Annotated in this window: 21 protein-coding genes; 12 read left to right on the top strand and 9 right to left on the bottom strand. The window is 69.2% G+C overall.

Features of this window, described 5'->3' with window-relative positions:
* Window positions 1–222 precede the first annotated feature (222 nt).
* Genes BLT59_RS14820 through BLT59_RS14810 form a run of 3 tightly spaced genes read left to right on the top strand, consistent with a single transcriptional unit; the run spans window position 223 to window position 1,514 of the window.
* Entirely contained in the window at window positions 223–648 is a 426-nt protein-coding gene (locus tag BLT59_RS14820; protein WP_091781447.1) for a DUF779 domain-containing protein, read from the top strand.
* A gap of 15 nt (window positions 649–663) precedes the next feature.
* The gene (locus tag BLT59_RS14815; RefSeq protein WP_091781444.1) at window positions 664–1,077 is read left to right on the top strand and encodes a carboxymuconolactone decarboxylase family protein; all 414 of its coding nucleotides are present in this window, start codon (window positions 664–666) and stop codon (window positions 1,075–1,077) included.
* Window positions 1,074–1,514 (top strand): cupin domain-containing protein, encoded by a 441-nt coding sequence (locus tag BLT59_RS14810; RefSeq protein ID WP_091781441.1) that lies wholly within the window; start codon window positions 1,074–1,076, stop codon window positions 1,512–1,514. The genes BLT59_RS14815 and BLT59_RS14810 overlap by 4 nt, the downstream gene beginning before the upstream one ends.
* A gap of 4 nt (window positions 1,515–1,518) precedes the next feature.
* On the opposite strand, the gene BLT59_RS14805 is transcribed toward BLT59_RS14810, so the two are convergent.
* The 7 genes from BLT59_RS14805 to gap form a co-directional block, all read right to left on the bottom strand.
* The gene (locus BLT59_RS14805) at window positions 1,519–2,571 is read right to left on the bottom strand and encodes a tetratricopeptide repeat protein (RefSeq protein ID WP_244513995.1); all 1,053 of its coding nucleotides are present in this window, start codon (window positions 2,569–2,571) and stop codon (window positions 1,519–1,521) included.
* Window positions 2,568–3,212 (bottom strand): thiamine phosphate synthase, encoded by a 645-nt coding sequence (locus BLT59_RS14800; protein ID WP_091781438.1) that lies wholly within the window; start codon window positions 3,210–3,212, stop codon window positions 2,568–2,570. The genes BLT59_RS14805 and BLT59_RS14800 overlap by 4 nt, the downstream gene beginning before the upstream one ends.
* Before the next feature lie 20 nt (window positions 3,213–3,232).
* Window positions 3,233–4,303, bottom strand: a complete 1,071-nt coding sequence (gene fba / locus BLT59_RS14795; protein ID WP_091781435.1) for a class II fructose-bisphosphate aldolase — start codon at window positions 4,301–4,303, stop codon at window positions 3,233–3,235.
* A 109-nt stretch (window positions 4,304–4,412) separates the two neighbouring features.
* On the bottom strand, window positions 4,413–4,685 hold the full coding sequence (locus BLT59_RS14790; protein ID WP_091781432.1) for a hypothetical protein: 273 nt from the start codon (window positions 4,683–4,685) through the stop codon (window positions 4,413–4,415).
* A 78-nt stretch (window positions 4,686–4,763) separates the two neighbouring features.
* Window positions 4,764–5,966 (bottom strand): phosphoglycerate kinase, encoded by a 1,203-nt coding sequence (locus BLT59_RS14785; RefSeq protein ID WP_091781429.1) that lies wholly within the window; start codon window positions 5,964–5,966, stop codon window positions 4,764–4,766.
* A 35-nt stretch (window positions 5,967–6,001) separates the two neighbouring features.
* Entirely contained in the window at window positions 6,002–6,478 is a 477-nt protein-coding gene (locus tag BLT59_RS14780) for a hypothetical protein (protein ID WP_091781426.1), read from the bottom strand.
* Window positions 6,479–6,567: 89 nt separating this feature from the next.
* Window positions 6,568–7,572 carry a type I glyceraldehyde-3-phosphate dehydrogenase gene (gap, locus tag BLT59_RS14775; RefSeq protein ID WP_091781424.1) on the bottom strand — a complete coding sequence of 335 codons (1,005 nt, stop codon included), beginning with the start codon at window positions 7,570–7,572 and terminating at the stop codon, window positions 6,568–6,570.
* 449 nt (window positions 7,573–8,021) lie between these two features.
* On the opposite strand from gap, the gene BLT59_RS14770 reads away from it, so the two are divergent.
* A complete protein-coding gene (locus BLT59_RS14770) occupies window positions 8,022–8,306 on the top strand; it encodes a DUF4164 family protein (protein ID WP_091781420.1) in 285 nt (94 codons plus the stop codon).
* Between the two features lie 17 nt (window positions 8,307–8,323).
* Window positions 8,324–8,695, top strand: a complete 372-nt coding sequence (locus tag BLT59_RS14765; protein WP_091781416.1) for a cell division protein ZapA — start codon at window positions 8,324–8,326, stop codon at window positions 8,693–8,695.
* A gap of 230 nt (window positions 8,696–8,925) precedes the next feature.
* Here the strand turns inward: BLT59_RS14765 and BLT59_RS14760 are convergent, their stop codons facing one another.
* Both BLT59_RS14760 and BLT59_RS14755 read right to left on the bottom strand, forming a co-directional pair.
* Window positions 8,926–9,594, bottom strand: a complete 669-nt coding sequence (locus tag BLT59_RS14760; RefSeq protein ID WP_091781413.1) for a GntR family transcriptional regulator — start codon at window positions 9,592–9,594, stop codon at window positions 8,926–8,928.
* 145 nt (window positions 9,595–9,739) lie between these two features.
* Entirely contained in the window at window positions 9,740–9,976 is a 237-nt protein-coding gene (locus BLT59_RS14755) for a hypothetical protein (RefSeq protein ID WP_244513994.1), read from the bottom strand.
* 562 nt (window positions 9,977–10,538) lie between these two features.
* Here BLT59_RS14755 and mdcA point away from each other — a divergent pair.
* The 7 genes from mdcA to BLT59_RS14715 all read left to right on the top strand — a co-directional run.
* Window positions 10,539–12,185, top strand: coding sequence for a malonate decarboxylase subunit alpha (gene mdcA / locus BLT59_RS14745; RefSeq protein WP_091781410.1), 1,647 nt, complete (start codon window positions 10,539–10,541; stop codon window positions 12,183–12,185).
* A gap of 39 nt (window positions 12,186–12,224) precedes the next feature.
* Window positions 12,225–12,533 (top strand): malonate decarboxylase acyl carrier protein, encoded by a 309-nt coding sequence (gene mdcC, locus BLT59_RS14740; RefSeq protein ID WP_091781407.1) that lies wholly within the window; start codon window positions 12,225–12,227, stop codon window positions 12,531–12,533.
* Between the two features lie 2 nt (window positions 12,534–12,535).
* Entirely contained in the window at window positions 12,536–13,465 is a 930-nt protein-coding gene (locus tag BLT59_RS14735) for a biotin-independent malonate decarboxylase subunit beta (RefSeq protein WP_091781404.1), read from the top strand.
* Window positions 13,452–14,168 (top strand): biotin-independent malonate decarboxylase subunit gamma, encoded by a 717-nt coding sequence (gene mdcE, locus BLT59_RS14730; protein ID WP_091781401.1) that lies wholly within the window; start codon window positions 13,452–13,454, stop codon window positions 14,166–14,168. Before BLT59_RS14735 ends, mdcE begins: the two co-directional genes overlap by 14 nt.
* Window positions 14,161–14,820: a malonate decarboxylase holo-[acyl-carrier-protein] synthase gene (mdcG, locus tag BLT59_RS14725; protein ID WP_091781398.1), complete on the top strand. Its 660-nt coding sequence runs from the start codon at window positions 14,161–14,163 to the stop codon at window positions 14,818–14,820. Before mdcE ends, mdcG begins: the two co-directional genes overlap by 8 nt.
* Entirely contained in the window at window positions 14,817–15,743 is a 927-nt protein-coding gene (locus BLT59_RS14720) for an acyltransferase domain-containing protein (protein WP_091781395.1), read from the top strand. The genes mdcG and BLT59_RS14720 overlap by 4 nt, the downstream gene beginning before the upstream one ends.
* Before the next feature lie 165 nt (window positions 15,744–15,908).
* Window positions 15,909–16,759 (top strand): GDP-mannose 4,6-dehydratase (locus tag BLT59_RS14715; RefSeq protein WP_091781393.1); only part of this gene is annotated, 851 nt, incomplete at its 3' end.

The raw sequence follows: 16,759 nt of genomic DNA, 5'->3' as shown, positions 1-16,759 counted from the left end.
ATGCGGCGGCCGCGGTCGGTCAGGCCGAGCTGAGCAGGATGAGGACGAAGCAGACGGCACCGGTCCGACCGACCGGGACGGGCACGTCCGGTCCGCTTGGGCGGCGCATACAGCGCTCCGTCGACGCGAACACGCCCTTCGGCGTCAGCGGAAGTGCGAACGATCGACCGTGGAAAACCGCAGGTGACCACGCATATTCAGACAACGACTGCGGAGGATGACATGAGTTCGGATCAGGCCTTGGACGACAACGTCGCGCAGCAGGCCGGCGCCGACGGAACGCCCCTGCGGGTTACCGCCACACCCGCGGCCCTCGCACTGATCGACGAGCTGCGGGGCGAGTACGGGCCGGTCATGTTTCACCAGTCGGGCGGCTGCTGCGACGGGTCCTCGCCGATGTGCTACCCCGTCGGGGACTTCGTCGTCGGTGACGGCGACGTCAATCTCGGCACCGTCGGCGGCGCGGACTTCTTCATCAGCCGGTCGCAGTTCGAGGTCTGGAAGCACACGCATCTGATCCTCGACGTCGTGCCGGGACGCGGCGGCATGTTCTCCTTGGAAAACGGGCGTGAGAAGCGTTTTCATATTCGCTCGCGCCTGTTCTCGGACGCCGAGAATCGGGCGCTCGAGGGGGCATGCAAGCTCTGAGAGGAGGGGGCCGCGATGGCGACCGTGAAGCTCTGGTCTGACGCTGAGGCCGAAGCCGAACCGCGTGTAAGTGCGGTCTTCGCCGACATCCGGGCGACCCGCGGCTCCGACTTCATCAACAACTTCTGGCGCGGCCTCGCCAATGATCCGGCATTGCTCGAACGGACATGGTCGACGCTGAAGACCGTCATGGGGGCGGGGAGCCTGGATCCCCTGACCAAGGAGCTGGTCTACATCGCGGTCTCGATCGCCAATGGCTGTCCGTACTGCATCCATTCCCACACCGCGGCGGCGCGAGCCAAGGGCTTGACGGCAGAGCAGCACGGCGAGTTCCTGGCCGTGGTCGGGATGGCCAACCAGACCAACGCGCTGGTCAACGGCATGCAGATCCCAGTCGATTCCGCCTTCAGAGTGGAGGAAGGTTCATGAGTTCCGGATCCGACACGGAGACACAGGGGTTCCGGGTGGTGCACGAGAGTGCACCGTTCCGGGGCAAGCAGGGGCACATCTATCGTCCGGCGGTCTCTGCCGAAGCTGTGGGCGCGAAGGCGCTGCACATGCAGCTCCTGGAGATCCCCCCCGGCGAGCGTGCCCACGCCCACAAGCACGAATCCCACGAGACGGCGATCTACGTGCTGTCTGGCGTGTCGGGCTGCTTCTGGGGTGAGCGTCTGGAGAACCACGCGATCGCGGGGGCCGGCGAGTTCGTCTACATCGCCGCCGACGTACCGCATCTGCCCTACAATCGGAGCCAGACCGAGCCGGTCACCGCGGTGATTGCCCGGACAGACCCGAACGAGCAGGAGAGCGTCGTCCTGCTGCCGCATCTCGAGGCCGGCGTCGACTGGTCGAAGGCCGAGGGATAGCGGCTCAGCGCTGCTCGATCCGCTCGTTGGCAAGTCGCTCGGCGCGTGTGCGCTCGTCGGCAGAGAGGCCGGACAGAGTCTGGTCCAGCCAAGCATCGGACAAGCCCTGTCCGGCCGCAGCGAGATTCCAGGCCGCGGCCTCCACGGGGTTCTTGGCTACGCCGCGGCCGACCGCGTAGAGCCGCGCGACGCGGTTCTGCGCGATGGCGTTGCCGCGCGATGCCGCGTGCAGGAAGTAGCGGGCGGCCGCGCGCTCGTCCTTCGTAACGCCGGTGCCATTGAACAGCAGGATCGCGTATTCCACCTCGCTGGCGAGATCGCCATTATCGGCTCCGCGCCGGAACCAGGCCGCAGCCTTGGACGGGTCCTTCGGCAGGCCGCGGCCCTGCAGGTAGAGCACGCCCAGATCGTGCTGAGCGGGGCCGATCTCGGCCTCGGCCGCCTTGCGGAACTGCGTGGCGGCCGCTGCCTCGTCGGCGGTGGCTCCGGTACCGATCAGGATCAGGCCGAGATTGTAGGCGGCGGTCGGCGAGCCGTGGGAAGTCGCCTGTTCCAGCCAGCGACGCCCAGCCTTCGGATCCTTCGGCATGCCGCGGCCGTCGAGGGCCATCAGCCCGAGGGACGCCATGGCCGACGCGTCGTTCTGCGCTGCGGCCAGGCGGTACCAGTCGGCCGCCTTCACCGGATCCTGCTTCACGCCGAGGCCCTGATTGTACAATTCCCCGAGCAGCGTCATGGCGGCGGCATCCTTCGGATTCGCCTCGATGCGCTTGGTCGCCTCTCGGAAGGCGGTGACGTACTGGCCCCTTTGATAGGCTCCGTAGGCGAGGTCCGGCGGCTGGCTGCCCGGCGGCGGCACGGCGCCCCGCGTGTAGTTCGGCGTGTACGGGCTCGGCAGTTCCGGCATCGGCTTCTTGCCGGTCTGCGCCGTCGAGCCGATCGACCCGGGGGGCGGCGTTCCGGCCGGGTCGGCCGGCCCAGAAGCAGCCCAGGCTGGCAGGGCCAACACGGTGGCTCCGACGAAAGCCACAACGTGGTGCGCGATACGGCGCCTCACGCGGCCGCCTCCCGAACAGCCTGCTGAGCCCTTGCGACGGCGCCCGGATCCGGCAGCCACAAGCCGCTCTCCAATCCGACGAACTCCGCACCGGTTGCGCCGAGCGGCGCAATCTCCTCTGCGGCGGCCGCGACCGCCACGCAGGGCGTCTCGAAGATCTCGGCCCACCAGGAGGCACGGGCGCGCACGGTCTCCGCGTCGGGCGCCACGCCGTCCGGGTAGAGGCCACCGAACATCAGGTAATCGACCCCGACCTCTCCGGCCTCCATGGCGGCGTGCTTGGTCTCCAGGCCTCCGGCGCCGAGAATACGCCCATCCCGCAGCTGGCCGCGCAAATCCTTCAGATCGCGGGGCTTGTCGACGTGGATGCCGTCGGCACCGCCGCGGACCGCCACGGTCGCGAGGTCACCCAAGAAGCCCGGGCAAGCCACGACCAGGGCTGCACCGTGTTCCTGGGCAACCGGAGCTACCAACTTGACGCGCGCCGTCAGCGCGCGCTCGTCGGTGGCCGCAAGGCGCAGGATCACGGCGGCGACTTCGCCGGCTTCGCAGGCGGCCTTCAAGGCTGCCACGAAATCCGCGATGCCATCCGCCTCGAGGCCGTGTGGCCCGAGCAGGGCGAGACGGGCGATGTTGCTCATCGAAGTTGACAACCCGCGTTCTATCGCGCGCCGATCTTCGGATCGAGAGAGCCGCTGGCGTAGCGCTTCGCCATCTCGGCGACGGAGATCGGCCGGATCTTCGAGCCCTTGCCGGCGGTGTTGAACTCCTCGAAGCGCTGCTTGCAGAGCTTCGTCATCGCTTCCATGGCGGGCTTCAGATACTTGCGCGGGTCGAATTCCGAAGGGTTCTCGGTGAGCACCTTCCGGATCTGGCCGGTCATCGCCATGCGGTTGTCGGTGTCGATGTTGATCTTGCGCACGCCGTGCTTGATGCCGCGCTGGATCTCCTCGACCGGGACGCCCCAGGTCGGCTTCATCTGACCGCCGTACCGGTTGATGATGTCCTGCAGGTCCTGCGGCACCGACGAGGAGCCGTGCATGACGAGGTGGGTCGTCGGCAGGCGGCGGTGGATCTCCTCGATCACGTTCATCGCCAGCACCTCACCGTCGGGCTTGCGGGTGAACTTGTAGGCGCCGTGGCTGGTACCCATGGCCACCGCCAGCGCATCGACCTTCGTGGCCTCGACGAACTTCACCGCCTCGTCCGGATCGGTGAGGAGCTGGTCGTGGCTCAGCGTGCCCTCGGCGCCGTGGCCGTCCTCGGCCTCGCCCTGGCCGCTCTCCAGGGACCCGAGCACGCCCAGTTCGCCCTCGACCGAGACGCCGGCCCAGTGGGCCATCTTGGTGACGTTGCGCGTGATCTCGACGTTGTAATTGTAGTCGGCCGGGGTCTTGCCATCGGCCTTCAGCGAGCCGTCCATCATCACGGAGGTGAAGCCGTACTGGATGGCGGTGGCGCAGGTCGCTTCGTTGTTACCGTGGTCGAGATGCATGCAGACCGGGATGTGCGGGTAGATCTCGACAAGGCCGTCGATCAGCTTGGCCAGCACGACGTCGTTCGCGTAGGCGCGGGCGCCGCGACTCGCCTGGAGGATCACCGGCGCGTCGGCGGCGTCGGCCGCCGCCATGATGGCGAGCCCCTGCTCCATGTTGTTCAGGTTGAAGGCGGGCACGCCGTACTCGTATTCAGCGGCGTGATCGAGGAGCTGCCGGAGGGTGATGCGTGCCATCGTGCGTGTCTTCCCGTTTCCCGTTTGGTCGTCCGCCCGATCGCCGGAGGTGCCGTCAGGCCCTCAGCTGAGCTGTATCGTGTCGCTCTGCCGAGTGCCTTGCTTTCGGTCAATCTCCCACACGGCGCAGGGCATTCTTTCGGCGGATGATCCTCAGCCGGTCCGGCCCGCTAACCCGCGCGTCGAAGTCGCCCGCTCTGGCCCGCATCGTCACGAGCATTCCCGCCGCGTTCCTGCGATCGTTGCGCGTGCCGAGATCGGGGCGATCGGTCCGTGCCTCAAGTCTATCGAAGCGCGCCGCCGTCTTCGCCCTCGGATCTGCAAGGATCGTCTGAATGCCCTTCAGGATCTCGAATCTCGCGTTCTCCACGTCGTGCCCCATCGACCCGGCTCCCGGCTGAAGACGGCCGGCAATATAGATAGGGCCATGCCGCCGGGGGAGGAGAGCAAAGCGGCCGTCTCAGCCCTTCGCCCGCAGCGCCTCGACGCCCGGGAGGGCCTTGCCCTCGAGCCACTCGAGGAAGGCGCCGCCGGCTGTCGAGACGTAGGTGAAGTCCTGCGCCACCCCGGCATGGTTGAGCGCGGCCACGGTGTCGCCACCGCCCGCTACCGAGACGAGCTGGCCGTCCTTCGTCCGCGCGGCAGCGTGCTTGGCGGCGGCCACGGTGGCGGCGTCGAACGGGGCGAGCTCGAAGGCGCCCAGCGGGCCGTTCCAAACGAGGGTTTTGGCCCCGTCGATGGCCGCGTTGATCTCGGCGACCGAGCGCGGTCCGGCATCAAGGATCATGCTCGCGTCCGGCACGGCATCCACCGGCACGGTCTCGTGGGGGGCCTGCGCCTTGAACTCGGTCGCGGCGATCGCGTCGACCGGTAGGATGATCCGGCAGCCGGCCTTCTCGGCCGCCGCCAGGATCCGCGTGGCGGTCCCGGCGAGATCCTTCTCGCAGAGGGACTTGCCGATCCCCTTGCCCTGCGCGTGCAGGAAGGTGTTGGCCATGCCGCCGCCGATAACCAGCATGTCGACCTTGGCGACGAGGTTCTCCAGGAGATCGATCTTGGAGGAGACCTTGGCGCCGCCGACCAGCGCGATCACCGGGCGCTGCGGCGATTCCAGGCCCTTGGTCAGCGCGTCGAGTTCGGCCTGCATCTCGCGGCCGGCATAGGCCGGCAGCCGGTGCGCCAGACCCTCGGTGGACGCGTGGGCGCGGTGGGCCGCCGAGAAGGCCTCGTTGACGTAGACATCACCGTTCGCCGCCAGGGCGTCTGCGAAGGCCGCATCGTTCTTCTCCTCGCCCGGATGGTAGCGGGTGTTTTCGAGGAGGAGGACGTCGCCGTCCTTCAGGGCCGCGACGGCCTCCGCGGCCGCGTCGCCGACGCAGTCCGCCGCGAAGGCGACGTCGCGCCCGAGGGCGGCGCTCAGCGCCGGAACCACTGGCTCCAGCGAGTCCTTCGGCTCGCGCTTGCCCTTCGGTCGGCCGAAATGGGCGAGAAGGATCACCTTGGCGCCCTGCGCGGCGACTTCACGGATCGTCGGCGCGACGCGCTCGATCCGGGTCGCGTCGGTCACCCGGCCGTTCTCCATGGGCACGTTCAGGTCGACGCGCATGAGGACCCGCTTGCCCGTGAGGGAGCCGGCGTCGTCGAGGGTGCGGAAGGCGCTCATGCGGTCTGGTGCGGTCCTGTGCGAGGTGAGGGCGGTTACTGAGCGGTGGTGCCGATGGTAGCCCGCTGCGGCAGCAGGCGGTCGAGATTGAGCCGCTGGACGGCGACCATCAGAACCACCGTCAGGATAGCCGTGATGACGGCGGTGAGGACGAGGGCGCCGGTCCCGGGCAGGCGCCGGGTGCGCTCGGCGAGGCCGCGCATCTCCGTCCGGAGCGCCGCGAGGTCGGACTGGCGCGCGGATTCGTTCATCCGGTTCGCGGCGTTCTCGACCTTGTCCTCGACCCGGGACAGCAGCGCCTCGGAGCGGGCGTACTTGTCCTCGATGCGCGAGCACTTGTCCTCGATTCGCGCGAGCTGGTCGAAGAGCTGGTTTGCCGGGAGCGCGTGCGACGGGACCGCGGAGGCGGCGGTCGGTGCCACGGCGGGTGTGGTGGGCGGCGGCGGAGCCGGCCTGGGGGTGGGCGGCGCGGCAGCCAGTCCGCTCGACGTGCCCTGCGAAGCGTCGGTCATCCCTGGAGAGTCCCTGGTTCGAAGATAGGCCGTCCGAAGAGTGGTGCGGCCGCCGACCTCTCAGGAGGCGGCGACCGCTGCAGTCCGGCTCAGATGAGCTTGGCCATCGCCACGGCGGTGTCGGCCATGCGGTTCGAGAAGCCCCACTCGTTGTCGTACCACGTCAGGATGCGCACCAGCACGCCGTCCATGACCTTGGTCTGGTCGAGGTGGAAGGTCGAGGAATGCGGATCGTGGTTGAAGTCGATCGAGACGTTCGGCCGGTCGGTGACGCCGAGGACGCCCTTGAGCGGGCCGGCCGCGGCGGCCTTGATGGCGTCGTTGATTTCCTGGACCGTGGTGGCGCGCTTGGCCGTGAAGACGAGGTCGACTGCCGAGACGTTCGGGGTCGGCACGCGGATCGCGGTGCCGTCGAGCTTGCCCTTGAGCTCCGGCAGCACGAGGCCGACCGCCTTCGCGGCACCGGTCGAGGTCGGGATCATCGAGAGCGCCGCGGCGCGGGCCCGGTAGAGATCCTTGTGCATCTGATCCAGCGACGGCTGGTCGTTTGTGTAGGAGTGGATCGTGGTCATGAAGCCGCGCTCGATGCCGACGGCCTCGTCCAGCACCTTCGCCACCGGGGCGAGGCAGTTCGTGGTGCAGGACGCGTTCGAGACCACAAGGTGCTCGCTCGACAGCTTGTCGTGATTCACGCCGTAGACCACCGTCAGGTCGGCGCCATCGGCCGGGGCCGAGACGAGGACGCGCTTGGCGCCGGCGTCGAGATGGGCCTTCGCCTTGTCCTTCGAGGTGAAGATGCCGGTGCATTCGAGCGCGATATCGACGCCGAGGTCGCGATGGGGCAGCTCCGCCGGGTTGCGCACGGCCGTGACCTTGATGCGCTTGCCGTTCACCACCAGGAACTCGCCGTCGACCGCGACCTCGCCGGGGAAGCGACCGTGCACGGAGTCGAAGCGGAGCAGGTGGGCGTTGGTCTCCACCGGGCCGAGATCGTTGATCGCCACGACCTCGATGTCGTTGCGCCCCGCCTCGGCGATTGCGCGCAGGACGTTGCGGCCGATGCGTCCGAACCCGTTGATGGCAACCTTCGTCACGGCGTGACTCCTTCCTGATGCGGCTCGCCGCGCGCCGGACCTGGAATCGGTCCGCAGAGCGGTCTCGGCGGCCCGTCATACCGTCCAGGCCGGGCCGGGCGGATCTGGGCGGGCGGATTTGAACCTGCGATGAACCGGACCGGGAGAGGCCGGGCTTCGACGCCCGTGACCGTCGGATCGGACGGTGCCGGCTGAGGCCTCGGAACTGTCGCGGACCGGCCCTCCGGCATGTCTCGCGCGGTCCCTCTTCGGGATCGCGCGGCTGTCTAGCATGGCGCCTCGACCTGTCAAACGCATCGCCATGACAAAGACCTTCGTTCCACCGACCAATAAGCAAGGATCGCGACGATCCATTCGGTGAACGGCCGGAGCGGGGATCGTTCGCGATTTCGCGCTGGAATTTCGCCTGCATTCGGCGGAAAGCTTCAGGTCGAGGTAGACGAAGACCCATGGCCGACGAGACCGAGACCCGTTCCATCGACGACGCGCTCAGCCGGCTCGAAGCGGCGATCAACCGCCTCGATGCCGTCGTCCAGCATCGCCTCGACGCCGACGCCGAGCCCGACGACCGGGATGCGGAACTCGCCCTCATGGATGAGGATCGAGCTCGCCTCGCCGCAGCCCTCGATGCGGCGAGCGCCCGGCTCGCCACGGTCACGGCGGCCACCGGGGAGGTCGGCCACCGGCTCGACCGTGCGATCGAGTCCGTCCAGGATGTCCTCGGACGCGTCTGAGCCCAGCGGAGCCACCCTTGCCGCAGATCAACGTGACCATCGACGGCCGCAGCTACCGTATGGCGTGCGGCGCGGGGGAGGAGGCGCACCTCACCGGGCTCGCCGCGACCCTCGACGGGCGCATCGCCGAGATGCGCAAGAGCTTCGGCGAGATCGGCGACATGCGCCTGCAGGTCATGGCGGCGCTGACCATCGCCGACGAGCTCGCGGAGCTGCGCTCGCGGATCGCGGCGCTGGAAGGCAACGTCGCGGAGCTGCGCGCCGCCGCCGAGACTGCGGAGCGGGGGCGGGCGGAGGATGCCGAGCGGGCGGCGTTCGGGATCGGTCGGGCCGCCGAGCATATCGGGAGGCTCGCCGACGCGCTGAGCGCGTCGGCGCCGAGGACCTGATGCCCGGCGTGCAGATGCGGGTGGAGACGCGCGGCCGTTGAAGCGGCCGCTCGGAGGTAGTCTTGGGCGAGCCGTGTCTGAATGGACCGCAGCCGCAATGCCCGTCGTTCCCGGCCGCATCGAGGCCGAGGACGCCATGCTGTTGACGGTGCGCGGCCGTCGCGCAGCTCCGCCCAAGGTGCGGGCCGGGCGGCCGCGCGGAAGTCCTCAGCGCGGCCCACGCCGACGCCTCACTCCATCCCGGCGATGTAGCGCCCCAGCGCCGCGGCTGCCCGGAGCATGTGGGCGCGCATGCGCCGGGCGGCCGTTTCGCCGTCGCCTTCCGCGATCGCCGACAGGATTTCACCGTGCTCCTCCCGGGAGCGGCGGATCCGGTCGGCGTGGCGCAGCTGGGTGCGCCGGAAGGCAGCGAGACGCTCGCGGATCGCCAGCGCCTGCTCCGCCATGAATCCGTTATGGGTCGCGGTGTAGAGCGCCTCGTGGAAGACGCGGTTGAACCGGTCGTAGGCGTCGACATCGCCCGCCTCGACCGACGCGGCGGATGCCTCGTGGAGTTCCATGAGCTGCCCCCGTTCCAGGGGCGTCATCCGGTAGGTGGCGAGCCGGGCGCACATCGCCTCTATCTCGGCGGTGGTCTCGAACATGTCGGCGATCCGCTGCGGCGTCAGGCGCGCCACCACCACGCCCCGGCGGGGCCGCATCTCCACGAGCCCCGAGGCCGCGAGCTGACGCAGCGCCTCCCGGACGGGCGTGCGCGACGCGCCGTAGCGATCGGCCAGGTTCTGCTCGTCGAGTGCCGTGCCGGCCGCGATCGTCCCCGACGCGATGGCGTCGGTGAGCGCGTCGCGGATCCGGTCCGAGAGCAGCCCGCTGTCGATCTTCTGAAAGTCCCCGTGCATCCGCCGTTCCTCAATCATCCCGTGAGCGGCGCCTGCCAGTCCTCGGGAAGACGAGGCGCAACCATACCCTAATCGGCGGGCACGAATCCGCATTTCGACCGGCGCGCCGGAATGCTGCCGCGTCTGCCGATCAGGGACCGCACCGTCAGCGCGCCGCAGGGGACGAGTTTCGGATCGGTCGCCGCGAGGCCGCCCGCAGCCCGGCTGACCGTGCCCATTCGGCGAGGCCCTTCCTCCCGCCCGTGTAAGGCCCGCCGACATAAACGAGCACCAGCCCAAGCACGATCAGGATGGTGGAGCCGTGGACGCGGCCGTTGGTGAGATGCTTGGCGGTTAAGTTCGAGACGAGGATCAGCGCACCGACCACCGCGAAGGCGGCCATGAGACTCTGCTCAACGAAGACGTGCTCGACTCCGTGCCCGATGTCGTGTCCCAGGGCGTTCAGCCCGTCCTGGCAGCGGGCTCGGCGCCGCCGCCGATCACGCGGAGCCGCCGTGCTCCACGGCGCCGATGCCTGGATCGCACCGGCCAGTCCGGCTGACCAGGGCGACAGCACCCAAGCACAGGACCAGGGAGCCGGCCGCAGCGATGAGCAGGATCATGGCGATGACGATGCCGCCGACTTAGGCCTTTACGTGCAGAGCGGGGCCGAGAAGATCACCGAGATAGAGGCCCATACGCGTGCAGTCGGCGAGCAGGGCGACACTGTGGGCGATCATCGGCGTTGCCCCTTCATGGGGGCGTCTTCTCCGAACCCATTCAGCGGCCGTAGGGACGCAAGCCGGATGGAGGGCCTCCTTCCCGGTTGGCCTGCTGGATGGCGCCTTAAGTATGCAAGACGCTGACTGGACGGTGATTACGTATGCGATTTACCGGGTGAGGCCGGTTTAAAAATACCGGTTTGGCCGCTATGTATCGTTTGGTACACCGATGGGAGCACGCGGATGGGCGAGTGGCGCGGTGAGGGGAAGGCGCGCGACGCGCGCATCGCGGCGGGGCGCGCCCATGCGGATGGCAAGGTCGTGCCGGCTGCGGCCGTCGTAGATCTGCTGGAAGCGATCCTGCAGCCCGGTGATCGTGTCTGCCTCGAGGGTGACAACCAGAAGCAGGCCGACTGCCTTGCCCGCGGCCTGAGCGCCTGCGACCCCGACAAGATCCACGACCTGCACATGGTCCAGTCGGGGATCGTGCTGCCCGAGCATCTCGACGTGTTCGAGACGGGGATCGCGAAGCGGCTCGACTACTCGTATTCCGGTCCGCAGGGCGCCCGCATAGCCAAAATGCTCTATGGCGGCCAGATCGAGCTCGGGGCCGTCCATACCTACCTGGAGCTGTTCGCCCGCTACTTCGTCGACCTGACGCCCAACGTGGCTCTGATCGCGGGCGTCTCCGCCGACCGCGACGGCAACTTGTATACGGGGCCGAATACCGAGGACACGCCGACCGTCGTGGAGGCGACCGCCTTCAAGAACGGCGTCGTGGTCGCGCAGGTCAACGCGATTGTCGATACCGTCCCGCGGGTCGACATCCCGGGCGACCGGATCGACTTCGTGGTCGAGGCCGACAAGCCGTTCTATGTGGAGCCGCTCTTCACCCGCGATCCGGCTGCGATGACCGAGACGCAGATCCTGATCGCCATGATGGCGATCAAGGGGATCTACGCCGAGTACGGCGTCAAGCGGCTTAACCACGGCATCGGGTTCGGGACGGCGGCGATCGAGCTGCTGCTGCCGACCTACGGCGAGAAACTCGGCCTCAAGGGGAAAATCGCCACCCACTGGGCGCTCAACCCGCACCCGACCCTGATCCCGGCAATCGAATCCGGCTGGGTCAAGCAGATCCACTGCTTCGGCTCGGAAGTCGGGATGGACCGCTACATCCGCGAGCGGACCGACATCTTCTTCACCGGCGCGGACGGGAGCCTGCGCTCGAACCGGGCCTTCTGCCAGACCGCCGGCCTCTACGCCTGCGACATGTTCATCGGCGCGACGCTTCAGATCGACCTGATGGGCCATTCCTCGACCATAACCCAGTCACGGGTGGCGGGGTTCGGCGGGGCGCCGAACATGGGCTCGGACCCTCACGGCCGCCGCCATCCTTCCGATGCCTGGATGAAGGCCGGCCGAGAGGGCCAGATCGTCGGCGATCCCGCGCTGATGCGCGGGCGCAAGCTCGTGGTGCAGCTGGTCGAAACCTTCGGCGAAAAGCTGGTTCCGACTTTCGTGGAGAAGCTCGACGCTCTCGAGCTGGCGAAGTCCATCGGTCTCGAGCTGGCGCCGGTCATGATCTACGCCGACGACGTGACCCACATCGTCACCGAGGAGGGCATCGCGAATCTGCTGCTCTGCCGGGACGCCGACGAGCGCGAGCAGGCGATCCGGGGCGTGGCCGGCTACACCGAGGTCGGTCGCGGCCGCGACCGGGCGAAGGTCGAGGAGCTGCGCGCCCGGGGCGTCATCCGTCGCCCAGAGGATCTCGGCATCGAGCCTCTGGACGCCGACCGCGCGCTGCTCGCGGCGAAGTCGATCAAGGATCTCGTGCATTGGTCCGGCGGGCTCTACGAGCCGCCGGCCCGGTTCCGGAACTGGTGAGCGGCGCGCGATGAAGGGTCCTCTCTCAAGGAGCCGGCGATGGAAACTCTGACCTTCCGCCACACCACCAAGAAGCCGCTGGCCGGCTCGGTGCCGCACGCGATCACCGGCGTCGTGGCGTCCGGCAACCTCGAGATCTTGCTCGAGCGGGTTCTGCCGCCGGATGCCTGCGAGGTGGCCATCGAAACCCCGATCGCCGGCTACGGCGACGTTTGGGAGGCGGTGGTGGCCGATTTCGTCGCCCGGGCGCAGCCCGGGGGTCTTCGCATCAGCATCAATGACGGCGGCGCCCGCCCCGACACCGTGTCGCTGCGCCTGCTCCAGGGCGCGCGGCTGATGGAGGCCTGACCATGGCTGGCAACCGCGCCGCGAGCATCGATCCGGACAGCCTGAGTTGGTACGAGGCCACCGCCCGCCAGCGCGTGCTTGCGCTCACCGATCCGGGAAGCTTCCGCGAGTTCCTGCCGCCGACGGAGCGGCGCATGAGCCCGCACCTGCCGCTCTTCGATCTGCCCCGCGCCTTCGACGACGGCATCGTCGTCGGCCGCGCGCGGCTCGACGGTGCCCCGATCCTGATCGCTGCCCAGGAGGGGCGCTTCATGGGCGGCGCCTTCGGCGAGGTCCACGGGGCCAAGCTGGTCGGCCTGCTGCGGGCGGCCCTCGAGCTGAAGCCGAAGGCGGTGCTGATCCTGTTCGACACCGGTGGCGTCCGCCTGCAGGAGGCCAATGCCGGGGAGACGGCCATCGCCGAGACCATGCGCGCCATCGTCGACGCCCGCGCGGCCGGCATCCCGGTCATCGGGCTGATCGGCGGCCGGGCCGGCTGCTACGGAGGCGGCGGCCTGATTGCCGGTACCTGCTCGCGGCTCGCCGTGTCGGAGGGCGGCCGCATCTCGGTGTCCGGGCCTGAAGTGATTGAGACCAACAAGGGCGCGGAGGAGTTCGATTCCCGCGACCGGGCATTGGTCTGGCGGACCATGGGCGGCAAGCACCGCCGCCTCACCGGGGGCGCCGACGCCTTCTGCGCCGACACAGTCTCGGCCTTCCGCAAGGCCGCCCTCGCTCTCGTCGGGCGCGCGCCGGCCTTCGACCTGCAGACTCTGGAGGCCGAGCAGGCGCGCCTGGAAGCCCGGATCGACCAGTTCGGAGACTGCCGCGACGCCGCCGATGTCTGGGCGCGCCTCGGCGTGAACGATCCCGAATCCGTGCCGGCCATGGACACGGGGGCCTTCGACGAGACCGTGGCCCGCAGCCCGGAGGCCGATCATGACGCTCGCTGAGATCCTCGCCTCCCTGTTCCCGCAGGGCCACGCGGTCGCGGTGCGCGACGGCCTCGTGACCGGCACCGGTCCCTTCGCGGGCGGCCAGATGCACGTGGTGGGCGTCGACGGCGACACGCCCCTCGGCGTCGACGGGGCGCTCGTCCTTTCGCGCGTCGTGCTCGACGCCGTGCGGGCTAGCGACCGCGCGCCGATCCTCGTGGCGGTGGATTCCGACAGCCAGCGCATGAGCCGCCGCGACGAACTGCTGGGCCTCAACGAATGCCTCGCGCATCTCGCCAAGGCGATCCTCCTGGCCGACCGCTCCGGCCACCCGACGATCGGGCTGATCTACGGTCACTCGGCCGCGGGCGCCTTCATCGCTACGGCGCTCGCCACGCGAGTCCTGGCGGCTTTGCCTGGGGCGCATCCGAGCGTGATGGATCTGCCGTCCGTCGCCCGTGTGACCAAGCTGCCCCTCGACAAGCTGAAGGACATGGCGAAGTCGACGCCCGTCTTCGCGCCAGGACTCGACAACATGGTGGCGACCGGCGCGGTCCACGTCGTTCTGGAGCCAAACCTCTCCCTGGAAGCGCAGATCCGCGCGCTGATCGACGGGATGAGCGCGGGTGATGTACGGGACCGGCTCGGCGAGGAGCGGGGCGGCCGCCCGGTGGCGCGCGCCATCGCGGCCGCGATCGCCGATCAGGCCCGCCTTGGCTGAGACCTTTCAACGCCACGACCTCGTTCACGTCGACCCAGCGGCATGGACGGCCTGTCTGGCGAACCGATCCGATCTACGCGATGTCCCGCACCTGAAGGGATGGGCCGAGGCCGGCCGACCCGTGATCGTTCGCCGGCGGGCCCCGGGGGAGGGGGGCGACGCGGTTCCGCTCGGCCTGCCGCTGCCGCCCGCGGACGGCAAGCGACGGATTGGGCTCTCGTTGCCCCCGACTGCGCTGTCTCGCGCGCCCATGGTCAGCCTCGCCGACGCAGCCGCTCAGGCACCGATTCCATGGGGCTCGACCCTTGCGACGCTGACGGCGCTCGGCCAGCGGCACGAGATCGTGCCGCGGCCCTTCGGCAGCCTCCTTTGGCAGGCCGTCACGGGCCTGACCTACCTGAGCGCAACCTCCGACCTCGATGTGCTCTGGCGTTGCCGACTGCCGGTGCCGCTGAGCCTGCTCGACGGAATCGCCGCCGCGGCGGAGACGGCGCCGATGGGCATCGACGGGGAGATCCTGGTGCCGGACGGCGCCGGTCTGCACTGGCGCGAGCTGCGCGACGCACCGGTGGATGGATCGGTGCTCGCCAAGAGCCTGGATCGGCTGGCCCTGAGACCCGTCGCCGGACTGCGCGCCCGCAGGCCCGCATGACTCTGGCGCTCCTCCTCTCCGGCCAAGGCGGCCAGCATCCCGCGATGTTCGACTTTACGGCCGATCACCCGGCAGCCCAGGACGTATTCGCCGCCGCCAGGCCGCTTCTCGACGGTGCTGACCCGCGCGATCTGGCCCGAAAGGGCGGCGGCGACCTCCATGCGAATCGCACGGGCCAGATCCTGTGCTGCGTCTCCGCCCTGACGGCGTGGCGCGCGCTCGGTGGAGGGCCATCCGACCGCATGATCGTGGCCGGCTACAGCATCGGCGATCTCGCGGCATGGGGCGTTGCTGGACGCCTCGACTTCGCAGACGTGCTTGCTCTGGCCGCCCGACGCGCGGAGGCCATGGATGCCGCCTCCGGCGCGGGGTTCGGGCTCGCGGGCGTGCGGGGCCTGAGGCTCGACGCGCTCGAAGGCCTCGCCGCCCGGCACAATTGCCATCTCGCCATCCGCAACGCGGCCGATAGCGGCGTCGTCGGCGGCCGGCTTGGATCCCTCGAGGCGCTGTGCCGGGAGGCAGCCGGCTCGGGCGCGCAGCGAGCCGTGATCCTTCCCGTCCGCACGCCTTCACACACGCCCCTGCTGAACGCCGCGACGGCGGCTTTTCGGGAGGCGCTCGCCGCCGCGCCGCCGCGCCGCCCGCCGCCAAGCGCGCCGCGGCTCCTCAGCGGCCTGGACGGTGCCGCGGTGTTCCGCGACGTGGAGGGACGGGAGAAGCTGGCCCTGCAGATCTCGCGGACGATCGACTGGGCAGCCTGCCTGGAGGCCTGTCGGGAATACGGCGCCGATCGCGTGCTCGAACTCGGGCCCGGCCATGCCCTCGCCACCATGGCGCGGGTTGCGCTTCCGGAGGCGCGCGTTCATGCGATGGAGGAATTCCGCTCAGTCATGGGCGTGACAGACTGGCTCGCGCGACCTTAGCCGTGCGGCGCTTCTTCTGCGGAGGCTCGTGCCGCTGTAGCGCTAGTCTGGTGATGTAGGAATCGCTCCTCGGACCCTTGCGACAATACTGATGTTGAGACCTCGCCTTGACGCGTAGGCCGCCGCGGTCGTAGCAGCCGGGCATCTTCGGAACGGGACGGGTTCATGACGGCCAAGCGAGCGCTGATCACGGGTGTGACGGGCCAGGACGGTGCGTATCTGGCGCAGCTGCTCCTGCAGAAGGGCTACGCCGTCACCGGCATCGTGCGCCGCTCCAGCCATGCCGGCGTGTTCGATCACCGGCTGAAGTGGCTCGGCATCCTCGACGATGTCGAGCTGGTCGACGGCAACCTGCTCGACCAATCCGCCCTGCTGCGCATCGTCCAGGCCGCCAAGCCCGACGAGATCTACAATCTCGCCGCCCAGTCCTTCGTCACCTCGTCCTGGCAGCAGCCGCTGCTCACCGGGCAGGTGACGGGCTTGGGCGCCGCGCACATGCTGGAATGCCTGCGCTCGGCCGCCCCTCAGGCGCGCTACTACCAGGCCTCGACCTCGGAGATGTTCGGCCTGATCCAGGAGGCCAAGCAGAGCGAGTCGACGCCGTTCTACCCGCGCTCGCCCTACGGCGTGGCCAAGCTCTACGCGCACTGGATGACCATCAACTACCGTGAGAGCTTCGGGCTGCACGCGTCGAACGGGATCCTGTTCAACCACGAGAGCCCGCTGCGCGGCGTCGAGTTCGTCACCCGCAAGGTCACGGACGCGGTGGCGCGGATCAAGCTGGGCCAGCAGAAGGAGCTGCGGCTGGGCAACATCGACGCCAAGCGCGACTGGGGCCACGCCCGCGACTACGTGAAGGCGATGTGGTTGATGCTGCAGCAGGACCGCCCGGACGATTATGTGATCGCCACCGGCCGGACCACGACGGTGCGGGACATGTGCGCGATCGCGTTCAAGCATGTCGGGCTCAACATCGACGACCATCTGGTCATCGACCCGGCCTTGTTCCGGCCGGC

The sequence above is a fragment of the Methylobacterium sp. UNC378MF genome, from assembly GCF_900103195.1.
In the GTDB taxonomy this organism is placed as follows: domain Bacteria; phylum Pseudomonadota; class Alphaproteobacteria; order Rhizobiales; family Beijerinckiaceae; genus Methylobacterium.
The sequence above is the reverse complement of the archived record's forward strand: the minus strand, read 5'-3'. Positions and strand labels throughout refer to the sequence as shown.

Coding starts and splice junctions, on each gene's coding strand:
- BLT59_RS14815 (WP_091781444.1), top strand. CDS start 664: ATGGCGACCGTGAAGCTCTGGTCTGACGCTGAGGCCGAAGCCGAACCG.
- BLT59_RS14810 (WP_091781441.1), top strand. CDS start 1,074: ATGAGTTCCGGATCCGACACGGAGACACAGGGGTTCCGGGTGGTGCAC.
- BLT59_RS14820 (WP_091781447.1), top strand. CDS start 223: ATGAGTTCGGATCAGGCCTTGGACGACAACGTCGCGCAGCAGGCCGGC.
- mdcC (WP_091781407.1), top strand. CDS start 12,225: ATGGAAACTCTGACCTTCCGCCACACCACCAAGAAGCCGCTGGCCGGC.
- BLT59_RS14790 (WP_091781432.1), bottom strand. CDS start 4,685: ATGGGGCACGACGTGGAGAACGCGAGATTCGAGATCCTGAAGGGCATT.
- fba (WP_091781435.1), bottom strand. CDS start 4,303: ATGGCACGCATCACCCTCCGGCAGCTCCTCGATCACGCCGCTGAATAC.
- BLT59_RS14735 (WP_091781404.1), top strand. CDS start 12,536: ATGGCTGGCAACCGCGCCGCGAGCATCGATCCGGACAGCCTGAGTTGG.
- BLT59_RS14800 (WP_091781438.1), bottom strand. CDS start 3,212: ATGAGCAACATCGCCCGTCTCGCCCTGCTCGGGCCACACGGCCTCGAG.
- mdcA (WP_091781410.1), top strand. CDS start 10,539: ATGGGCGAGTGGCGCGGTGAGGGGAAGGCGCGCGACGCGCGCATCGCG.
- BLT59_RS14770 (WP_091781420.1), top strand. CDS start 8,022: ATGGCCGACGAGACCGAGACCCGTTCCATCGACGACGCGCTCAGCCGG.
- BLT59_RS14780 (WP_091781426.1), bottom strand. CDS start 6,478: ATGACCGACGCTTCGCAGGGCACGTCGAGCGGACTGGCTGCCGCGCCG.
- BLT59_RS14785 (WP_091781429.1), bottom strand. CDS start 5,966: ATGAGCGCCTTCCGCACCCTCGACGACGCCGGCTCCCTCACGGGCAAG.
- mdcE (WP_091781401.1), top strand. CDS start 13,452: ATGACGCTCGCTGAGATCCTCGCCTCCCTGTTCCCGCAGGGCCACGCG.
- BLT59_RS14720 (WP_091781395.1), top strand. CDS start 14,817: ATGACTCTGGCGCTCCTCCTCTCCGGCCAAGGCGGCCAGCATCCCGCG.
- BLT59_RS14755 (WP_244513994.1), bottom strand. CDS start 9,976: ATGGCCGCCTTCGCGGTGGTCGGTGCGCTGATCCTCGTCTCGAACTTA.
- BLT59_RS14760 (WP_091781413.1), bottom strand. CDS start 9,594: ATGCACGGGGACTTTCAGAAGATCGACAGCGGGCTGCTCTCGGACCGG.